19 protein-coding genes are annotated in these 19,956 nt (G+C 64.9%); 5 read left to right on the forward strand and 14 right to left on the reverse strand.

Features of this window, described 5'->3' with window-relative positions; genetic code table 11:
• Positions 1-79: 79 nt before the first annotated feature.
• Positions 80-1,075, reverse strand: a complete 996-nt coding sequence (locus HGO92_RS07800; protein WP_169993712.1) for an o-succinylbenzoate synthase — start codon at positions 1,073-1,075, stop codon at positions 80-82.
• A 97-nt stretch (positions 1,076-1,172) separates the two neighbouring features.
• On the opposite strand from HGO92_RS07800, the gene HGO92_RS07805 reads away from it, so the two are divergent.
• Entirely contained in the window at positions 1,173-2,081 is a 909-nt protein-coding gene (locus tag HGO92_RS07805) for a phosphatase PAP2 family protein (protein WP_169993451.1), read from the forward strand.
• Here the strand turns inward: HGO92_RS07805 and HGO92_RS07810 are convergent.
• The 3 genes from HGO92_RS07810 to HGO92_RS07820 all read right to left on the reverse strand — a co-directional run bounded on the left by HGO92_RS07810 (position 2,056) and on the right by HGO92_RS07820 (position 4,794).
• Positions 2,056-3,279, reverse strand: a complete 1,224-nt coding sequence (locus HGO92_RS07810) for an MFS transporter (RefSeq protein WP_169993714.1) — start codon at positions 3,277-3,279, stop codon at positions 2,056-2,058. The genes HGO92_RS07805 and HGO92_RS07810 overlap by 26 nt on opposite strands.
• Positions 3,280-3,290: 11 nt before the next feature.
• On the reverse strand, positions 3,291-4,124 hold the full coding sequence (locus HGO92_RS07815; protein WP_205834277.1) for an MBL fold metallo-hydrolase: 834 nt from the start codon (positions 4,122-4,124) through the stop codon (positions 3,291-3,293).
• Positions 4,125-4,326: 202 nt separating this feature from the next.
• The gene (locus HGO92_RS07820) at positions 4,327-4,794 is read right to left on the reverse strand and encodes a hypothetical protein (RefSeq protein ID WP_169993453.1); all 468 of its coding nucleotides are present in this window, start codon (positions 4,792-4,794) and stop codon (positions 4,327-4,329) included.
• Between the two features lie 153 nt (positions 4,795-4,947).
• On the opposite strand from HGO92_RS07820, the gene HGO92_RS07825 reads away from it, so the two are divergent.
• Positions 4,948-5,805 (forward strand): RCC1 domain-containing protein, encoded by an 858-nt coding sequence (locus HGO92_RS07825; protein WP_169993455.1) that lies wholly within the window; start codon positions 4,948-4,950, stop codon positions 5,803-5,805.
• Between the two features lie 75 nt (positions 5,806-5,880).
• Here the strand turns inward: HGO92_RS07825 and HGO92_RS07830 are convergent, their stop codons facing one another.
• Positions 5,881-6,087 carry a hypothetical protein gene (locus tag HGO92_RS07830; RefSeq protein WP_169993457.1) on the reverse strand — a complete coding sequence of 69 codons (207 nt, stop codon included), beginning with the start codon at positions 6,085-6,087 and terminating at the stop codon, positions 5,881-5,883.
• 198 nt (positions 6,088-6,285) lie between these two features.
• On the opposite strand from HGO92_RS07830, the gene HGO92_RS23715 reads away from it, so the two are divergent.
• Positions 6,286-8,007: an HNH endonuclease gene (locus HGO92_RS23715; RefSeq protein WP_240974483.1), complete on the forward strand. Its 1,722-nt coding sequence runs from the start codon at positions 6,286-6,288 to the stop codon at positions 8,005-8,007.
• Positions 8,008-8,021: 14 nt separating this feature from the next.
• On the opposite strand, the gene HGO92_RS07845 is transcribed toward HGO92_RS23715, so the two are convergent.
• From HGO92_RS07845 to pdhA, 3 genes are read right to left on the reverse strand one after another with little or no spacing between them, the layout of a single operon-like run.
• Positions 8,022-9,605 carry a dihydrolipoamide acetyltransferase family protein gene (locus tag HGO92_RS07845; RefSeq protein WP_169993459.1) on the reverse strand — a complete coding sequence of 528 codons (1,584 nt, stop codon included), beginning with the start codon at positions 9,603-9,605 and terminating at the stop codon, positions 8,022-8,024.
• Between the two features lie 2 nt (positions 9,606-9,607).
• Complete coding sequence (locus HGO92_RS07850; protein WP_169993461.1) at positions 9,608-10,600, reverse strand: alpha-ketoacid dehydrogenase subunit beta; 993 nt, start codon at positions 10,598-10,600, stop codon at positions 9,608-9,610.
• A gap of 24 nt (positions 10,601-10,624) precedes the next feature.
• Positions 10,625-11,749: a pyruvate dehydrogenase (acetyl-transferring) E1 component subunit alpha gene (gene pdhA / locus HGO92_RS07855; RefSeq protein WP_169993720.1), complete on the reverse strand. Its 1,125-nt coding sequence runs from the start codon at positions 11,747-11,749 to the stop codon at positions 10,625-10,627.
• A 254-nt stretch (positions 11,750-12,003) separates the two neighbouring features.
• Here pdhA and HGO92_RS07860 point away from each other — a divergent pair, with 254 nt between their 5' ends.
• Positions 12,004-12,456 carry an Lrp/AsnC family transcriptional regulator gene (locus HGO92_RS07860; RefSeq protein ID WP_169993463.1) on the forward strand — a complete coding sequence of 151 codons (453 nt, stop codon included), beginning with the start codon at positions 12,004-12,006 and terminating at the stop codon, positions 12,454-12,456.
• Between the two features lie 300 nt (positions 12,457-12,756).
• Here HGO92_RS07860 and HGO92_RS07865 read toward each other — a convergent pair whose 3' ends face one another.
• Genes HGO92_RS07865 through paaA form a run of 6 tightly spaced genes read right to left on the reverse strand, consistent with a single transcriptional unit; the run spans position 12,757 to position 17,541 of the window.
• Entirely contained in the window at positions 12,757-13,536 is a 780-nt protein-coding gene (locus tag HGO92_RS07865) for an enoyl-CoA hydratase/isomerase family protein (RefSeq protein WP_169993722.1), read from the reverse strand.
• Positions 13,537-13,589: 53 nt separating this feature from the next.
• Positions 13,590-14,780 (reverse strand): 1,2-phenylacetyl-CoA epoxidase subunit PaaE, encoded by a 1,191-nt coding sequence (gene paaE, locus HGO92_RS07870; protein WP_169993465.1) that lies wholly within the window; start codon positions 14,778-14,780, stop codon positions 13,590-13,592.
• Positions 14,781-15,320 (reverse strand): 1,2-phenylacetyl-CoA epoxidase subunit PaaD, encoded by a 540-nt coding sequence (paaD, locus tag HGO92_RS07875; protein ID WP_169993467.1) that lies wholly within the window; start codon positions 15,318-15,320, stop codon positions 14,781-14,783.
• A 45-nt stretch (positions 15,321-15,365) separates the two neighbouring features.
• Positions 15,366-16,193, reverse strand: a complete 828-nt coding sequence (gene paaC, locus HGO92_RS07880) for a 1,2-phenylacetyl-CoA epoxidase subunit PaaC (RefSeq protein WP_169993469.1) — start codon at positions 16,191-16,193, stop codon at positions 15,366-15,368.
• A complete protein-coding gene (paaB, locus tag HGO92_RS07885) occupies positions 16,190-16,522 on the reverse strand; it encodes a 1,2-phenylacetyl-CoA epoxidase subunit PaaB (protein WP_169993723.1) in 333 nt (110 codons plus the stop codon). The genes paaC and paaB overlap by 4 nt, the downstream gene beginning before the upstream one ends.
• A 23-nt stretch (positions 16,523-16,545) precedes the next feature.
• On the reverse strand, positions 16,546-17,541 hold the full coding sequence (paaA, locus tag HGO92_RS07890) for a 1,2-phenylacetyl-CoA epoxidase subunit PaaA (RefSeq protein ID WP_169993471.1): 996 nt from the start codon (positions 17,539-17,541) through the stop codon (positions 16,546-16,548).
• 167 nt (positions 17,542-17,708) lie between these two features.
• On the opposite strand from paaA, the gene HGO92_RS07895 reads away from it, so the two are divergent.
• On the forward strand, positions 17,709-19,937 hold the full coding sequence (locus tag HGO92_RS07895; protein WP_169993473.1) for a S9 family peptidase: 2,229 nt from the start codon (positions 17,709-17,711) through the stop codon (positions 19,935-19,937).
• Positions 19,938-19,956: the final 19 nt, after the last annotated feature.

Genomic DNA, 19,956 nt, shown 5'->3' on the forward strand with positions numbered 1-19,956 from the left:
AACGACGGCGGCGCGAACCCTCCGCGGTCAAGCCCGGCTTTCGCCGTCCACCCCTTCCCCGGCCACCCACTCGATCCCGCTACCTCGCGGCTACTACCTCGGCCAGTGTCCTATATGCGCGTTCGAGCCGCTCGGTCCACCACTGCTGCCGCTCGGCCGGTGCCGCGTACCGTTCCAGCAAATCCTCATCTACCTCCACCGTGCGGACCGGCAGCTCTCCGCCTGCCGGCACCAAGGGCCGGTCCGTCACGTCGCCGTCCATCAGCGAAACCGTGGCCAGGCCGCAGGCGTAGGGCAGTTCGGGCAGCGCCGCTGCCAGCGCGACCCCGGCGCTGATCCCCACGGACGAGTCCAAGGCGGAACTGACGACGGCGGGCAGGCCCGCCTGGGCGACAATATCCAAGGCCCGGCGCACCCCACCCAGCGGTTGTACCTTGACCACGATCAGGTCTGCCGCCTCTTCCCGGGCAACCAGGAGCGGGTCGCTTTCCTTGCGCACACTCTCGTCCGCAGCAATCGGGGTGCCAATGCCGCGCCGCCGCAGTTCAAGGCGCACCTGCCGCAGGCCATCGATGTCCGGAACGGGCTGCTCGGCGTATTCGAGCCCGTACTCGGCCAGCCGCGTCAACGCTTCGACGGCGGTGGGAACGTCCCAGCCGCCGTTGGCATCCACCCGCAATGCCGAACCCGGCGCGGCCGCCGAAACTGCCGCCACCCGGGCAACATCATCCTTGAGGCCCTGGCCCCGTTCGGCAACCTTGATCTTGACCGTCTTCGGCCCGTCATAGTGCGCCAGCACGGCCTGCACGTCCTCCGGGGCAACCGCCGGAACGGTGGCATTGACCGGCACGCTGGTGCGCACCGGCTCCGGGAAGCCCTGCCAGCCCGCCTCCACAGCCGAACGCAGCCAGGAAGCCGCCTCGCCGTCGTCGTACTCTGTAAAAGGAGAGAATTCAGCCCAGCCGGCCGGACCGTGGAAGAGCATCACCTCGCGCCGGAGCACGCCGCGGAACTTCACTTTCATGGGCAGCGACACCACCCGCGCCGTGGCGAGCAGTTCGTCCAGAGGCGGCATCTCAAAGTGCTCAGTCGTCACCGTTCCACTCTACGCCGCGGCGCGAGGGCGCGGCTGTCCGGCATCCGTCCAGCAAATTATGCGACCCTTGAAGGCGATGACTAACCAGCAGAAGCGCATGGCCCGGCCCGCCGCCGGCCGACGGGCCGGCAGAAGTCCCATCCTGTTCTGGCTCGGCGCCGTCCTCTGCGTAGCCGCGTTTGCCTTCACTTACTACGCCTTTGTCCGAACCACGCTGGGCCAGTTCGCGGATGAGTCCGCCTGGGCCGAAGCCGACGCCGGTTGGCAGTTGGGCCGCGGGGTCTTCCTCGACTTCCTGGACCTGCTGCCCGATATCTCGGTGGCACTCGCCGCCGTCGTTCTCTTGGTGGTGGCGCTGGCCCGGCGCCGCTGGCGGGCAGCCGGCATCGCCGTGGGCGTGGTTGCCGCCTCGGCCGCCAGCACCTGGATCCTGAAGAACCTCATTCTGGACCGGCCCGACCGCGGCGTTCCCACGCTGGAACACAACTCGCTGCCCTCCGGCCATACCACCATCGCGGCGGCCGCGGCGATGGCCATTTTCCTGGTGGTATCGCCCCGCTGGCGGCCCTTCGCGGCAGCAGCCGGCGGCGCCTATGCCGTGCTCGCGGGTGCGGCCACCCTGATCAACGGCTGGCACCGTCCAGCCGATGTGGTTGCGGCGTTCCTGGTGGCAGGGTTCTGGACCCTGGTCGCAGGTCCGCTGGTACTGCGTACGGGCGACGGCTGGAACTACTTCCGCGGCTACGGCAGCCACTGGTCATCCTCGCCCGTGTGGCCCCGGCTGTGCTGGCTGCTGGCGCTCCTCGGGTTGGGCCTGGCCGCCGCGCTCTACTGGTTCATCCAGCAAATCGGCGCCGCGCCGACGCCAGGCGACGGACGGCTACCGCTGTTCTTCTGGGCCGGGATGGGCTTGATTGTCGGCGCTGGCATGTTGCTCAGCGCCCTGCTGATTTGGCTCTTCAGTTTCCAGTCCCGCCGGAGATAACCGGCTCCGGCTTGAGCGGCCCGGTGCGCGGGATCCAGTAGGCCATGGCCGCCGCACCCAGCAGCCCCAGTCCGGCGGTCATCCAGATGCCGGCGGACAGGGAGACCGCGGCCGTCACGAGGCTGAGCAGCGCCGGCCCGCCCATGATGCCTGTGTCGCTGAGCAGGCGCCAGAAGCCGAGGAACTGCGCCCGACCCACCGGCGGCGCATAGTCCGCCCCGAGGGTCATGACAATCCCCGACCCCAGGCCGTTGCCCAGCCCGATCAGCAGCGCCGCGAGCAGGAAGCCCAGCATGGTGGTGGTGAACGGGATGAGGAACAGGGCGCCGCTCATGACGGTCAGGAACGGGATAGCCACGGCAAGTCGGCCCTTGAGGTCCATCAGTTTTCCGGCCGGGTAGAACACCAGCATGTCCACCGCGCCGGAAAGGCCGAAAATAACCGATGTCGTCGCCGCATCCAGCCCAATGCTGTCGCCCCACAGCGGGATCACCACGTTGCGTGATGCGCGAACGGCACCGATCAGCAGGATGCCGATCCCGATCGTCAGATAGATGTGGCGGTGGCTGCTGGCAATCGAACGCATGCTCGGTCGCGCCGGTGCTTGTCCGTCTCGGTCCGGGCGGGCCACCTCCAGTTCGGGGACCGTCAGCGAGACTACCGCGGCCACGAGGAAGGCACCCGCGCCCAGCCAGTAGGCGCTGGAGGTTCCGGCCAAACCAATAACGACGGCGCCGGCGAACGGACCGAGGAACATCCCGATCCGGTGAACGCCGCCGAGGGTGGACAGCGCGCGGGCGCGGAAATGTACCGGCACGGCCTCGCTCAGGTACGACTGCCGGGCCAGCAGGAAAACGGATCCGCCCATGCCGATCAGGAAGACGGCCAGCGCGAAGACCGTGATGTTTGGAGCCACCACCGCAAGGAACATCGCGGCTGCACACCACAGCGACGCCGCCACCAGCGCCCACTTCTCGCCGAACCGTGCGGTGAGCATCGACGCCGGGATGTTGGTCACCAGCGAACCGACGCCGAGCAGCGTAACCATCAGCGCGGCAAGAGCCACGGTAGCCCCGAGGTCCCTGGCGCTCAGGGCCACCACCGGCAGAATGGCTCCCTGGCCTACTCCGTAGAGAAGGGACGGGCCATACGCGGGCACGGCGATCCGGCGGAGGCTGAAACTCTCTTCGGGCCTCAGCTCAGCTCCCCTTAACGCGGTGCATGCTTCAGCCGCGTGAGCAGCGCCCTCGACTGGAGTGGGCCGTATGGCAGGATCGGTATCGCTTTTGTGGTGTCCGCGGGCGTGTCCCTGCTGGCCTGCTCACCCATCCGGACAGCCAGTGACATGGTCTCCCACATACTCTTCACGAAAGCATCGCTGACCGTCTGCCCGTGGCCAGGCACCAGGACATCGTATTCGTGGCGCAGGCCGGAGATCTTGCGGAGTGTTTCCACCCAGTCCCGCGGGTAGGAATCCTCGAACGCGGGATTCGCGCCCTGCTCCACCAGGTCGCCGGCGAAGAGGGTCGACGGTGTACCCACCAGCAAATCGCCGTCGGTATGGCCACGGCCCAGGTAGAACAGCTTCACCGGCATGTCGCCGAGGTTCACGGTGACTTCGGTATCCACCGGCTTGGTCGGGACACGGATGCGGGTGTGCTCCCCGGTCCCCTCGGCCATTTCGGGCTCGGTTTCCGCTACCTGCTCGCGCTGGAGTGAGGCAGTTTCAGCCATATCGTGCGCGCAGTTGCGATGCGCATAAAAGTCATGGACGCCGTTGTCCGCGAAAAAGGCGTTGCCGAAGATGTGGTCGAAATGCGAATGGGTGTTGACTACCACCAGCGGCAGCTTCGTTAGGGACCGGACAGCCTTGTATATCTGCCGTGCCTGTCGAGGGCCTGCCCCGGTGTCGATCACCATGGCTTTTTGCTTCCCGATCACCAGGCCGCTATTGAGCAAGTAGCTCCGCGTTCGGATCACATAGTTTCCGGGTGCCACCTGAACATGCTCGGCCTTGTCCTCGGTTTGCACGGTCTCGCTCATGCCGGCCATTTCCTCCTGGATCCGTTCCCAGGACGCAGCGTCATTGCGCGTCCAACCACTACCGTATCGCGGTGGGCGGGAGGGAAGCAGTCACAGACCGGATAGCGCGTAACCGAACGCCCTCATTCCGGTGGGATGAGAACGAAAACCGATTTACTGGTCCTTTAGTCTGTGAATCGCAGCGGTAAATGGCGCACTTTTGTCAGAGATGTATGGCCGACTGAGCCCGCAGACCTGCCAAGCCGGGCTGGTCTTGCGGTGTACGGCCTGATGCAGCGCCAGTGCTGTCTGCTCGGCCGTCGGTGCTCCGGTGAAGAGGGGTGTAGCTGGCGACGGCGCGGGAGTAGTCATCGAGCACAATGGTGAGCCAGGGCCGCACGGGGTTGCCGCCCTTGTCGACGACCATGATGTCGAGGAGGGTGTGGTCCGCCTGCCACTGCTCGTTCGGACGGGAGGCTGCACGGCGGAACACCAACTCGAACCTGTCCCGGTATGCAGCGTCGCCTTCCTGTGCGAGCGTGATCAGTCCTGGATCGATCGCCGTGACTACGGCTCGGACGCTGGAGTAGCTCGGTGCCGGCAGGTCCCGGTCCCGGGCGATGTCTCCGACCCGCCGGCAGATGAAGGCCATGGTCGGCGCTGGCCGGCGGAGGGCCAGCGCCTCGATCACCTCGACGAGCTCGGCCGGGATCTTTTTGCCCAGGGGTGTTTCATAAACGGCCGTTAGCGGGCCACCGTTCCATTACGTAGAGGGCGCATCCCCATCGACCACAACCTCCGAGGGACTGATGTTGCGCGTCGCAACTCCTGAGACGATCTAAAGATGACTACTTGCTATCCCCACACCCGCATCGCGGCCGGTCGCCGACACTCGGTAGGCGTTACCGCGCAGGGTTCGGTGCTAACCGCGGGCATCCCGAAAGCGGAGGAACGGCGCGTCGAGGGCTGGAATAGCATCGTCGCGGTGGCGGCTGGAAACGTGCACACAGCATCGAACACCGGGCGCTCTCACACGGTTGGACTGCGCGAGGACGGCACGGTGCTCGCGACCGGCTGGAACAACGAGGGGCAGTGCGACGTCGACGAATGGACAGACGTCGTGAGCATCGCCGCTGGTTGGCGACGCACGCTCGCAGTCATCGCAAACGGTACAGCCCGTGCGGCTGGTCGACGGAACGAAGGAGCCAGCGACATTGAAGGTTGGAACGAACTGGTGGCCGTTGCGGCGGGAGACTGGCACTCCATAGGGCTTCGGGCGGATGGCACAGCAGTGGCTGCGGGAAACAATCGCAGGGGCCAATGCGAGGTGGCCGGATGGCGCGACCTGCGGGCGGTGGCCGCGGGCTACCTGCATACGGTCGCCCTCACCAGAGACGGACGAGTGATTGTGGCCGGAGACCGAGCGTCCTGGGTCGAAGAAGTGTCTGCGTGGCGTGACGTTGTAGCCGTGTCAGCAGGCAGTTATCACACGGTTGCGGTGGTCGCTGGGGGCCAGGTGCGCGCGGCCGGCGACAACAGTCGCGGCCAATGCGATGTTGCATCGTGGCGTGACGTCGTGGCGGTTGCGGCTGGTTCCACTCACACGCTAGGCCTTCGCTCCGATGGGAGCGTTTTGGCGACCGGTAACAGCGATGACGGCCAATGCGACACTGTGAGCTGGTACCTCTCCTCAACCGACTAACGAGCGGCTTAGGCGCGGCGCGGGACGCCATTTAGCGCCGCAGATAAGCCGCCATTTAGCGCTGCGATTCACACTTTAGTCCCACATGTACCCTTCGTGGATCTCGCCAAAGGGGACGCGAGGGTCGACGAGAGCCTGGACGTGGTGCGACCCCGCGCCACGGATCAGAATCCCATGGTCGCCTTCCGCCACAGACTCCAGAAATACCGGACGAATGGCGTCTGCCTCAGCAGAACTCAATCCGGCCAAATACAGTTCGTAGGCCTCAGGAAGAGCTTTCATGTCACAAGGGTAGCCCGGGCAATGTCGGCGGTACAGGGATTTGTACGGCCGAGGTTCGGGCCGCCACTGGGTGGTGCCCTGCGAGCCTTCACATGGCCAACAGCCTCGGCATTTCCCCTAGCTATCACCACCTTTCTGGTTATCCACCGCTGGACTAAACGCTTGTGCCGTCCGTCACATCACCGTAGAATCGAATGTATGTTCGAGTCAATCGTTCCGGCGGAGATGGATCCGGTGAAGCCGGTCCCCGGTGATCCGGGTGCTGTACTGGTCCGGGCCGCGATCCTGGAACTGGCGAACATGGACCAGGACGTCGCCGAGGGGGTGCGGATCGACCGGATCACCGCACTGGAGGAACTTAAAGCCGCCGCGGCTGCCGCGCAGGCGCGCGAGACGGAAGCGTTTGCTGCTTCCCGCCGGGAAACCCGGGCAGCGGCCGGGGTCGCGGCGGAGAAGCGGAGCCGGGGCCTGGCCAAGGAGATCGGCCTGGCACGCAAGGACTCCCCGAACCGGGGCGGTAAGCACCTGGGCATGGCCACCACGCTGATCAGGGAAATGCCGCACACGTATAAGGCGTTGGCGGAGGGCCGGCTGAACGAGTGGCGGGCGACCATCCTGGTCCGCGAAACCGCGTGCCTGGGCGTGGAAGACCGGGCCCGCGTCGACCGGGAATTGTGTGCTGATCCGAAAACACTGCGCGGCTGCGGGGACAAGCGGATCGGGGCCATGGCGAAGCAGGCCGCGCTGCGGCTGGACCCACTGTCGGTGGTCCGTAGGGCCGCGAAAGCCGAAACCGAACGCCACGTCTCCTGCCGTCCCGCGCCGGACACCATGGCCCAGGTGTCCTGCCTGCTGCCGGTGGTGCAGGGCGTGGCCGTCCACGCGGCCCTGGCCAAGGAAGCCGACCGGCTCAAGGCGCAGGGCGATGAACGCGGCCGGGGCCAGCTCATGGCCGACATCCTCGTCGAACGCGTCACCGGCCAACCAGCCGAGAATCCCGCAAAAATCGAGGTGCAGCTGGTCATGACCGACCGCACCCTGTTCCAAGGCGACTCCGAGCCTGCCCGTCTGGCCGGGTACGGCATCGTCCCCGCCCAATGGGCCCGCGACCTGCTCCACACCGGCGACACCGACACCGAGAACGGGAACGGGAACGCTGGCAAGGACGCCTCCGCCGCCGGTAGCCCGATGAAGGGCGCCGCTGGGAACGGCGGCACAGATCATCCTGCGGTCGGCAATCCGATAAACGGCGCCGAGGAAGACACGATCGTTACCCGCGCAACGGATGCCGGCGCTGGGGACGGTGCTGCCGGCTCCGGCCCGCCAGACACAGCCGAACCCATACCGGCCAACGATGCAGGTGCCGACACCGCAGACACCGGAACCACCGAAGCCACCGGTACGCCAACAGGGCCACCAGGTTCGGAGCGAACAGCCTCCGGAAACGCGATCGATGAGTCCGAGGTGGAAGTCTGGGTGCGCCGACTGTACACCGCGCCGGGCACCGGACAACTGCTCGGCGCGGATTCGCGGGCGCGGTTGATGCCGGCCGGGATGCAACGCATGATCCAGGCCAGGGACCAGCTCTGCCGCACGCCGTGGTGCGACGCACCGATCCGCCACCACGACCACGTCGTGCCCTGGCGCGACGCCGGGGCGACCAGCGAGCTCAACGGGCAAGGGCTATGTGAAGCATGTAACCTGGCGAAGGAAACCGACGGCTGGCACGCCCGAAGGATCCCCGGTCCACGCCACACCGTCGAAACGACGACCCCGACCGGGCACACCTACCGCTCGACCGCGCCAGCCCTGCCCGGCACGCCACCGGCGACGGAGCAGGCGGACGAGACACTGGAGCCGTTGTCAGTCTTCGAGCAGGCCCTGGGCCGCATCGACTTCATCTACCGCCAAGCAGCCTGACAGCAACGGCAAAGTCAGAGATCGGCGAGAACCGTTCCCGGGCTTTCAATGGCGTCCGCTACATACCGAAGGAAGCCGCCGGCTGTGCCGCCGTCGCATACACGGTGGTCGAATGCCAGGGTCAGCTCGGTGACTTTACGGACCGCCAACTGTCCATTGACGACCCATGGCTTATCAATGATCCGGCCAACCCCAAGGATGGCCACTTCAGGGTAATTGATGATGGCTGCGCTGCCGTCTACCCCAAAGACTCCGTAGTTGTTCAGCGTAAAGGTTCCGCTGGTCAATTCTGCCGGAGTGGCTTTGCCCTCGCGTGCGACGGCAGCCAGCCGGCGAATCTCGGCATCCAGTTCGCGGGCGCTGAGCTTATCGGCACCGCGGATGCTGGGGACCATCAGCCCACGCTCCGTTTGTGCCGCGAAACCGAGATTTACGCCGTCAAAGCCAACAATCTCGTCGTTTTCCACACGGGTATTCAGTTCAGGGAACTTGGCCAAGCCTGCGGTGACAAAACGCGCGATGAAGGCCAGGAGACCCGGAGTGCTGTCCGGATCCCGTTTCTTCAACGCGGCACGCATTTCAAGCAGCGCGGTGGCGTCTACGTCTACCCATACTGTGGCTTCCGGGATCTCCCGCCGGCTCTGCGACATGGCTGCAGCTACCGTCTTCCGGACGCCCTTCATAGGCGTGCGCGTAGCGATCCCAAGTCCAGTGCGCGCATCGGTCTCAGCGCCGTCGGCGGCCACAGAAGTGGAAGCTGTGTCGGCCGATCCCACCGCGGTCCGGCTTCCGCTTGAGCCTGCGAGCGCAGCTTCAACGTCCCGACGCAGGATCAGCCCGCCGGGGCCCGAGCCCTGCATCTCGGAAATACTCAATCCGCCGTCCCGCGCCAGTTTGCGCACCAGTGGTGAGACCACTTGCGGCGCCAGACCAATGGGGGCCGATCCGTTAGACGGCGGGGCAGCTGCCAGAGCAGCAGGGTCACCGGCTTCGGCCGACCGCACGGCCTGGGCTACAGCGGCCCGCGGCGCTCGATCGGGTGCTGCGGCAACAGCCGGTGCGGAAGCGGAGACGGTCCTCGGCTCAGCCACCGGAGCGGCTGTCCCGGCCCGCACACCAGTGCTCCCCTTTGGCCGACGGGTACGCTTGGCGCCGCCGTGGCCGCCAGGTGTTCCATAGCCGATGAGGACATTTCCGGATCCGCTTTCTTCGGCCGGCTCAGCAGCCGCAGCCGGGGCTTGGACGCCGGCCCGTTCCTCGTTCCGATACGCTTCCGCGTCGGGGTGTGCTTCGGCAGCGCGTGCGCCGCCGGCAGCTGAAGTGGAACCTCCAGCCGGCCCGGCAGAACCTGCGGCTCCTGCGGCGTCGACGGAAATCAACGGTTTGCCAACATCAATGGTTTCCCCTGCCGCCCCGTGAAGCTCGGCAACAGTGCCGGCATACGGACTGGGTACTTCCACCATGGACTTGGCGGTTTCGACTTCGGCGATCGGTTGGTCGACCTTGATTTCATCGCCTACATTGACGAGCCAGTTGACCAGTTCGGCATCGGTCAGTCCCTCGCCCAGATCCGGAAGGTTGAATATCTGACGTGACATGATTATGCGTCCTCCCACTGAAGATCATCCACGGCGTCCAGGATGCGGTCCACGCTGGGCAGGTAGAACTGCTCCAACTTCGGCGCCGGGTAAGGAATGTCAAAACCGGTAACGCGCAGAACCGGCGCTGCCAGCGAGTGGAAGCAGCGTTCCTGCACCCGGGCCACGATTTCCGAGGCCACCGAGGCAAAGCCCGGGGCCTCGGCGATCACGACGGCGCGCCCCGTCTTACGCACGGATGCCGCCACGGTTTCGTCGTCGAAAGGAACGATGGAACGCACGTCGATTACCTCCAGCGACCGGCCTTCTTCGGCAGCGGCGGCCGCGGCATTCATCGCGGTGGACACCGAAGGACCGTAGGCAATCAGCGTGGCGTCGCTGCCTTCGCGCGCAACGACAGCACGTCCGAAGGAGCCGACTGATTCGCGCAGGGACTCCAGTTCGAGGTCTTCCTTGGACCAATACAGCTTCTTCGGCTCCAGGAAAACCACCGGGTCCGGATGGCGGATGGCCTCGCGGAGCATTGTGTAGGCGTCCTGCACGGTTGCCGGCGCCACCACCGTCAGCCCGGGCGTGTGCGCATAGTAGGACTCGGAGGAGTCGCAATGGTGCTCCACGCCGCCAATGCCGCCCGCATACGGAATGCGGATAACCATGGGCAGCTTGACCTTGCCTTTGGTCCGGTTCGGCATCTTGGCGACGTGCGAAACGACCTGCTCAAAGGCAGGGTAGGCAAAGGCATCGAACTGCATCTCCACCACCGGACGCAGCCCGTTCATCGCCATGCCGATGGCCATGCCCATAATGCCGGACTCGGCCAGCGGCGTGTCGAAGCAACGTTCCTCGCCGAAGCGTGCCGTCAGTCCGTCGGTAATCCGGAAGACGCCGCCAAGAAGGCCTACATCTTCACCAAATACGACGACGGTCGAATCCGATTCCATCTCATCGGCCAGTGCCGTGTTCAGCGCCTTGGCAAACGTCAGTGTTGTGCTCATGGTGGGTTCCTCCGGTGGTAGCAGCTAGGCCGATTCGCGTGACAGCTCGTCGCGCAGCTTGGCCGCCTGTTCGTGCAGCTGGCTGGTCTTTTCGGTGAATACGTAGCGGAACAGGTCTTCCGGATCCACCTCGGACTCGGCGTTCAGCCCGTCCCGCATTGCGGCTGCCACGGTCTCCGCCTGCTCGGCAATGTTCTTTTCCACTGCTTCGTCCAGCAGGTTGAGGTCAGTCAGATAGGTGCGCATACGTTTGATCGGATCCTTCGGCACCCACTGCTGGACCTCGTCGTCTTCGCGGTAGCGGGTGGCATCGTCCGCGTTGGTGTGGGATTGCATGCGGTAGGTGTGTGCTTCCACCAAGGCCGGTCCGCCGCCGTCCCGTGCCCGCTCGACGGCCTTGCCCAGGACGGACAGCAGTGCGGCGAGGTCATTGCCGTCGACCCGCTCCCCGGGCATGCCGTAACCGATGGCTTTGTGAGCTAACGACGGCGCCACGGTCTGGTGGTGCAACGGTACGGAGATGGCGTACTGGTTGTTCTGGACGAAGAACACCACCGGAACGTGGAAGACGGCGGCGAAGTTCAGTGCCTCGTGGAAGTCGCCTTCGCTGGTTGCACCGTCCCCGCACATGGCGATCACAACGGTGTTCTCGCCCTTGAGCTTGGCCGCATGGGCCACCCCGACGGCGTGCAGCAGCTGGGTGGCCAGCGGCGTAGCCTGGATGGAAACGTTATGTTCGTACGGGTCGTACCCGCTGTGCCAGTCGCCTCGCAGCAGGGTGAGCGCCTGGATGGGATCCACGCCCCGGGCCAGCACTGTGACGGTGTCGCGGTACGTAGGGAAGAGCCAGTCCTGCTTGTCGATGCAGACGGCTGCCGCAACCTGGCAGGCTTCCTGGCCATGTGAGGACGGATAAACGGCCATGCGGCCCTGGCGCACCAGCGCATTGGCCTGGTCATTGACACGGCGGCCAACCACGAGTTCGCGGTAGGCAGTCAGCAGTGCTTCGCCATTCGGCAGGGGGTATTTGTCGTTGTGGATGTGGCGGCCGTCGGGATCCACCAGCTGGACCGGCTGCCCGGACGGCAGCATGTAGGACTCGGCGGTTGCCTGCTGATCCAGGTCTGAACTGCGGGAGGGGTCCTGCATCGATCCCTCGAGCGGGTTTCCGGTTGAGATAGTCATCGTTTGCTCCCTCGCATCCTTCGCATACTGTTGGCCGCCAGGCGGATAATCGTTCACCGCAGCTGTGCCGGAGAGTAGAAACTGTGTTGCTTTAGTATGCGTTCGGATGACTATTCGTATCCACTTCCAGCAAGAATCATGGAATTTTCAATTCTGACACCGTATTCTTGTAGACGAATTGTAAGTGTGAGCTGACTAACTAAACGAGGTGTAGACGAATGACAGATGGCGATTCGCCGAAACTGGACGACATTGACCGGAAGATCCTGGCAGAGCTCACCCGCGATGGCCGGTTGTCGGTTACGTCCGTAGCCGAGAACGTGCATATCTCCCGCGCGCACGCGTATTCGCGCATCGCTCGCCTGACCGAAGCCGGGGTCCTGACAAAGTTCACCGCCCTGGTGGATCCGATCAAAGCCGGCTTGAAGTCTTCCGCCTACGTAACGCTGAAATTGCGCCAGCATTCCTGGCGCGAACTCCGGGAAGCCCTGCGAGCCATCCCCGAGGTCCACCACATCGCGCTTGTCGGCGGTAACTTTGACGTGATCCTGCTGGTCCGCGCCATCGACAATGTGGACCTGCGCCGGGTGATTTTCGACCAGATCCAGTCAATGCCGGGGATTCTGGACACGCAGACGTTCCTCGTGTTCGAAGACCTCGACACCCGATAACAGCCGGGCTGGGCAAGGACCCCTGCAGCCGGCATTAAACGGCAGTGCCGCCGGGTTCTTCCCGGCGGCGTCCCGTTAACCATGGTCAGGACTGGTGCGCTCCGACTGCAACAGCCTCGCGTCGCGGAACTGCCCTCCCCCATGTGGCCGCAGAAGCGGACCAGCCCTGCCATGCCTTGTGGGTTTCCCCAGCTCGGATCGTTTCATCGGTTAGAAAATCAGTTTGATAAATTCTCTGCCCGGGAGCATGACATGTCAAGGGTAGGAAGGGTGCGGCAGCCCCGATAGGAGAAAGGCCTGCTAGCCCTTGAAAACCGGCTTGCGCTTTTCTTGGAACGCCTTGAAACCCTCGGCGTAGTCTTCGCTCTTGCACAGCTCGCCCTGGGCGGTGTTTTCCTCGTCGACGGCGGACCACAGTCCCAGCCGCTGGTCCCGGATGTTCGCCACCAGTTCCTTCGATGCGCGGAAGGCACCGGTGGCACCTTGGGCAACCTTGGCCACCGTGGCCCGTGTGCTGTCCAACAGTTCGTCCGCCGGCATGGCCCGGCTGAACAGGCCGGCGCGGACAGCTTCTTCGCCGCTCATCAGGTCGGCTGTGTAGATCAGATCCAGTGTGCGGTGGGCACCGAGCCGCTCGGTGAACAACCAGTGGCCGCCGGAATCCAGAGTGGCGCCAAGGTTGGCGAACGGTGAACCGATCTTCGCGTTGTCGGCAACGTAGACTACGTCGGTGGCGATGAGCAGGCCCAGTCCGACGCCGAGACATGCCCCCTGTGCCGCCGCGAACGTGGGTGCCGGGAAGGCTGCCATCTTTTTCAGCAGCGGCGTCACCAGGTTTCCGAGGTAGCCGTACGCGTCGTCGGTTTCGGGTACGACGCCGGAGATGTCCCGTCCGGCGCAGAAGCCCCGGCCTTCACCGCGGAGCAGCAACGCGCGGACGGAACCGTCAGCGGCAGCCGCGGCGGCGTCGTCGTACGCCTTTTCCAGTTCAGCCAAGGCCTCTTCGTTGAGCGCGTTCATCTTCTGCGGCGCGTTCAGCACCACTTCGGCGACGTTGTTAGCGATCGACAACTCGATCATGCCCACGGTTTTCTCCTTCGGTGCAGGTGCAGTGCAGGTAAATTCAGCGGCGTTTACGCGTCGTAGTTGACGGTGATTTCATCGCCGGTGGGCCGGGTCTGGCAGGTCAGCACGTAGCCGCGCTCGATCTCCTCCGGCTCCAGCGCGTAGTTCTCATCCATCTCGAACGTCCCGGAGACCACCTTGGCGCGGCAGGTGCCGCAGACGCCGCCGGCGCAGGCGAAGGGAACATCGGGACGGACGCGCAGTGCCGCGTTGAGCACGGTTTCGCGGGCATGTTTGGGGCTGGCCACCTGGGCGGAGAGTCCGTCGAGCTGGAAGTTGATTTCGTAGTTGTCGGCGTTCGGGTCCACCTCGACCGGGCGGCCGATGTTGCCCTGCGGCTTGGTCGGCTCGCCGGTGGTGAAGAGCTCGAACCGGATTTTCTCCGCCGGCACTCCGCGCTCGGCCAGGGTGTCGCGGCAGAGCTGGACCAATTCGAACGGACCGCAGAGGAACCACTCGTCGACGTCGTCCGTACGCAGCACGTCATCGAAGAGGCTGGTGAGTTTTTCGGCGTCGATCCTGCCCGAGAGCAGCGGCGAGATGCGCTGTTCGCGGGAGAGCACGTGATGGACGGCAAAACGCGCCGGGTATTTGTCCTTCAGGTCCGCCAGTTCCTCCACGAACATGACGTCCATGGCGGCCTTGTTCGCATACACCAGGTCAAAACGGACGTTGTCGTTCGCGGCCAAAACGGTGCGGGCAATGGAGATCACCGGGGTGATGCCGGAACCGGCAGCGAACGCCACGAAAACGTCTTCGGCGTCCGTGTCGATGGCCTCCGGGCGGTTGATCTCCGTCATCTGGTGCTTGGAGATGAACGCACCCGTGGGGCTCATGACGTCCAGGACGTCGCCGGCCTTCAGGTTCTCGTTGGCCCAGTTGGAGAACAAGCCCCCGATGTCGCGTTTGATCGCCACGCGGATCTCCCCCGGGCGAGGCTCGGCGCAGATGGAGTAGCTGCGGCGGACTTCCTGGCCCTCCATGGTGGTGCGCAGCGCTACGTACTGGCCGGGGACATAGTCGTACTGGCCCTGCAGCTCCTCGGGCACGGCGAAGGTGACCTCGATGGCCTCGTCGGTGAGGCGGCGGACCTCGGCAACGCTCAGCGGGTGGAAGGAGCCGCGCTTTTTGGCCGGCGCGTCGGTGGCGGTACCGCCGGAAGCGTCGGAAGCTGAGGCCGGCGATGTGGAAGTAGTCATTTAGAGCACCTTGAAGTAATCGAAAGGTTCTTTGCACTCATTGCACTGATAGAGCGCCTTGCAGGAGGTGGAGCCAAACCGGGTCAGTTCACGGGTGTTGAGCGAGTTGCACTGCGGGCATTTCACGCTGAGTCCCAGGCTGATCGGACCGCTTCGGAGGGCAGCCATGCCGGTGGGCGGCGCGATGCCGTACTCCTCCAGCTTGGCCTTGCCCGAATCCGTCATCCAGTCCGTGGTCCAGGCCGGCGCCAAGACGAGCCTGACCCGCACGTCACCGTAACCCTGTTCGCCAAGGGCGGCAACGACGTCGTCCTTGATGGCATCCATGGCGGGGCAGCCGGAATAGGTGGGCGTGATGGTGACGTCCACTGCCGGGTTGCCGTTGTCGTCGAATTCTCCAGGCACGACGTCGACACTGCGCAGGATTCCCAGTTCGGCGATATTGATGACGGGAATCTCAGGGTCGCAGACCGTCGCCGCGATGTCCCAGGCCCTGGCTGCTTCAGCCTCGGCCGGGCGCACTGCTGTGTTGGTAGACATACCTGCTCCGTTATCTTTTGTTGACTCGTCTTGGCTCTTGCCGATTTACCAGGTGGCGCCCGGGTGTTCGCGCGCGATGACCTGCATTTCCGCGAGGATGTAGCCCAGGTGTTCGCTGTGCTTGCCGCCGCGGCCACCGGTCATTGCCGGCTGCACGTCGGGGAGCTCCAGCCCTGCCTCATCCAGCACCTGCGCCATGAGCGCGTCGAAGGGTGCGCGCATTTCGGACGGATGCGCGGCAACTCCGCCAAGCCGTTCAATGAGTTCGTCATCCTGGAACAGTTCGGCCACGTAGGGCCAGACCGATTCAAGACCCGCCTGGATGCGGCGCTTGGACTCCTCCGTGCCGTCTCCGAGGCGGATGGTCCACTGGATCGCGTGGTCCCGGTGGTAATCCACTTCCTTAAGCGCCTTAGCCGAGATGGCGGCGATCGTCTCGTCCGCGGAATCGACCAGTCGTGAGTACAGCTCGTGCTGGAAGATGGAGAACACCAGCTGGCGGGCGATGGTCTTGCCGAAGTCACCGTTAGGCTGCTCGACCAGGAAGCAGGAGCGGAATTCAGACTCGCCGCGCCAGTAGGCCAGGTCATCCTCGGTCTTGCCCCAGGCGGAGCCGGCATAGGTGAGGAACGAGCGCGCGTGTCCGAGGAGGTCCAGGGCGATGTTGCCCAGGGCCACGTCTTCTTCGAGCTCGGGCGCACGGGAGATCCACCAGCCGAGCCGCTGGGCCAGGATCAGGGCGTCGTCCCCGAGGCGCAGTGCATATTCGCCGACGTCTTCGCCGACCTGGACACCACCGGCAACCCGCTCGGCCACGTCCTCGGGACGCAGGGCGTTGCCCGGCGTGATGCGTGTTGCGCTTTCGCCGCTCACAGGTGCTTCACCCCTTCACTCTTCTTGTAGTACGTGGCGTGGCGGTAGTCCTTGCCTTTGGGCGATTCGAAGAACTCACCCTTGGCATCCGGATCGCTGGCAACAATGGACGACGCCGGTACGACCCACAGCGATACACCTTCGTTGCGCCGTGTGTACAGATCCCGTGCGTTACGCACTGCCATCTCGGCGTCCGGCGCGTGCAGGGAACCTGCGTGCACGTGCGAAAGTCCGCGGGATGACCTGACGAAAACCTCCCAGAGCGGCCAGGGGGCCTTCTCCGGCGTGTGGCCGATTTCCGTGGCGGGGGTCTTGTCCGACGTCCCCATAGCGGTCTGGTCTGATGTTGCCATTAGGCTACCTGTGCTTTCTGTGCCTTCTTAGCTGCGTAGGCAGCTGCTGCTTCGCGTACCCATGCGCCGTTCTCGTGCGCCTCGCGGCGGCGTTCCATCCGCTGGGCGTTGCAGGGGCCGCGGCCCTTGAGGACCTCGTAGAACTCATTCCAATCGAGTTCGCCGTACTCCCACTTGCCGGTTTCTTCGTTGAAGCGGATCTCGTCATCGGGCAGGGTCAGTCCGAGGACCCTAACCTGCTCCTGGATCATGCCCACAAAACGCTGGCGCAGCTCGTCATTGGAGAAGCGCTTGATGTTCCAGCGCATGGACTGCTGCGAGTTCGGGGATTCGTCGTCGTTCGGACCGAACATCATCAGCGCCGGAGCGTAGAAGCGGTTGACCGCATCCTGGGCCATCTGCTTCTGCGCAGGCGTTCCGCTGGCCAGCTCGAGCAGGATCTCGAAGCCCTGCCGCTGGTGGAAGGACTCTTCCTTGCACACGCGCACCATGGCCCGGCCGTAGGGACCGTAGGAAGCACGGCACAGCGGCACCTGGTTGACGATAGCGGCACCGTCCACCAGCCAGCCGATGGCACCCATGTCCGCCCAGGTGAGCGCGGGGTAGTTGAAGATGGAGGAGTACTTCGCCTTGCCGCTGAGCAGCTGGTCAAAGAGCTCGTCGCGGGGCGTGCCCAGCGTCTCCGCCGCGGAGTACAGGTAGAGGCCGTGCCCGGCTTCGTCCTGCACCTTGGCCATCAGGATGGCCTTGCGCTTCAGCGACGGGGCGCGCGTGATGAAGTTCGCCTCCGGCTGCATCCCGATGATTTCGGAGTGGGCGTGCTGGGAAATCTGCCGGGTCAGGGTCTTCCGGTACCCGGCCGGCATCCAGTCCGCCGGCTCGATCCGTGAATCCTCGGCGATGATCTTGTCAAAGTAGGCCTGGCCGGCCTCGTCCTCAGCGGACGGAACAGGCTGCAACTGTGCGTCTCTGGGGGATTGCGTCTTCGTTGCCATGATGGTCACCTCACTATGGGGGGAAATTCCGGCGCGAAATATTTACCGACCGTTCGTTCAGGATATAGTCACGTCGACGAGCCCGTCAAGCGTCACTCGCCGAGCGTTCGGTTCACCTGTCAGCCAAACCTGGCGGCCACACGGAACCCGGTCTATATATTTGGGGCATGAGCCACTCTCCCGCAGACACCGCAGCAGACTCCCCCACCACTGGCACTGCCAACCCGGCCGGCCAGACCCGGCCCACAGGATTGCCGCAGCCACCGGTCGCCCGGAAGGAACCGGTGGAGCGCACGCACCACGGGGACACGTTCGTGGACAACTACGAATGGCTCCGCGAGAAGGAGAACCCGGAAGTCGTCGCCCATCTGCAGGCCGAAAACCAGTACACCGAAACCGTCACTGCCGACCAGCAGCCGCTGCGCGAGGCGATCTTCAACGAGATCAAGAACCGCACGCAGGAGACCGATCTCTCCGTCCCGGTCCGCAAGGACGGCTGGTGGTACTACGGTCGGATGGAAGAGGGCAAGCAGTACGGCATCCAGTGCCGGGTCAAGGCACAGGACACCGGCGACACCAAGGCAGACTGGACCCCGCCGCAGGTTGAACCGGCCACCGAAGTGCAGGGCGAGCAGATCCTGCTGGACGGCAACGCCGAGGCCGAGGGCCACCCCTTCTTCTCCCTTGGCGGCGCGGCAGTCACCCGTGACGGCAACCTCTATGCCTACGCGGTGGACAACGCCGGCGACGAACGCTTCACACTGCGGATCAAGGACCTGCGGACCGGCGAACTGCTTCCGGACGTGGTGGAGAACGTTTTCTATTCGCTGGCCTTCTCCCCCGACGGCAGCCAGGTCTTCTACACCGTGGTGGACGATTCCTGGCGGCCGCACCAGATCAAATCCCACACGCTCGGCACCGAGGTGAGCGCCGACGTCGTTGTTTATCAGGAAGACGATCCCGCAATGTGGACCGGTTTCGAGCTCTCCGCCGACCGCCGGCACCTGGTCATCGGGATCGGCTGCTCCGAATACAGCGAAACGCGCCTGCTTGATTTCGCGCACCAGGAGACCGGCCTGCGCACCATCATTTCGCGCAACGAGCGCATCCTCTACGAGGCCGAACCGTTCCTGCTCGACGGGGTGGAGAAGGTCCTGCTCACGCACAACAAGGACGCGGTCAACTCCATGGTTTCCGTGGTGGACGCGGCCGAGTTCGCCAAGCCGCTGGCACAGCAGCGCTGGGATACCGTCACAGCGCACGACGACGGCGTGCGGGTCAACGGCGCGGGGGTTACCGCTACGCACGTGGTGCTTTCCGTACGCAAAGACACGATCGAGAGGGTCCAGGTCATCCCGCTGGCGGGGCTGGGGACGCCCGGGCAGGCGCAACCGGTGGAGCCGGACTTCGACGAGGAGCTTTACACCGCCGGTGTCGGCGGCTCCGACTACGACGCGCCGGTCATCCGGCTCGGCTACAGCTCCTTCCTCACGCCGCCCCGGGTCTATGACTACGAGCTGGCTACCGGGGAGCTGTTCCTGCGCAAGGAGACGCCGGTCCTGGGCGGCTACCGATCCGAGGACTACGTCGCCGAGCGGGCCTGGGCCACTGCGCAGGACGGGACGCAGATTCCACTCTCGGTCGTCCGCAAGGCCACGCTGGAGCGTAATTCCGCCAATCCCGCGCTCATCTACGGCTACGGCAGCTACGAGCTCAGCATGGATCCGGGCTTCAACACCGCCCGGCTCTCGCTGCTGGACCGCGGCGTCGTGTTCGTCATTGCGCACGTGCGCGGCGGCGGCGAGGTGGGACGCAAGTGGTACGACGACGGCAAGAAGCTGGCCAAGAAGAACACCTTTACCGACTTCATCGACGCCACCGACTGGCTGGCGGCTTCCGGCTGGGCCGATCCCGCGCGGATCGCCGCGATGGGCGGTTCCGCCGGCGGCCTGCTGATGGGTGCCATTGCCAACCTGGCGCCGGAAAAGTACGCGGCCGTCGTCGCCCAGGTGCCGTTTGTGGACCCGCTGACCTCGATCCTTGATCCGGACCTGCCGCTCTCCGCCCTGGAGTGGGAAGAATGGGGCAATCCGATCACCGATCCCGAGGTCTACACCTACATGAAGTCCTACTCCCCGTACGAGAACGTGCATAAGGCGGCCTACCCGCGCATCGCCGCGGTGACCAGCTTCCATGACACCCGCGTGCTCTACGTGGAACCGGCCAAGTGGGTGGCACGGCTGCGCGAGGCCGCCACGGCGTCGGAGCCGATTGTGCTCAAGACGGAGATGGACGGCGGCCACGGCGGTGCCTCGGGGCGGTACGAAGCCTGGAAGGACCGGGCCTGGGACTACGCCTTCGTCCTTGCGGCCTTGGATGCCCGCGAACTGATCTAGTTATTTAGCCCCCTCGGGG

Source organism: Crystallibacter degradans (genome assembly GCF_012952295.1).
GTDB classification, from domain to species: Bacteria; Actinomycetota; Actinomycetes; order Actinomycetales; family Micrococcaceae; genus Crystallibacter; species Crystallibacter degradans.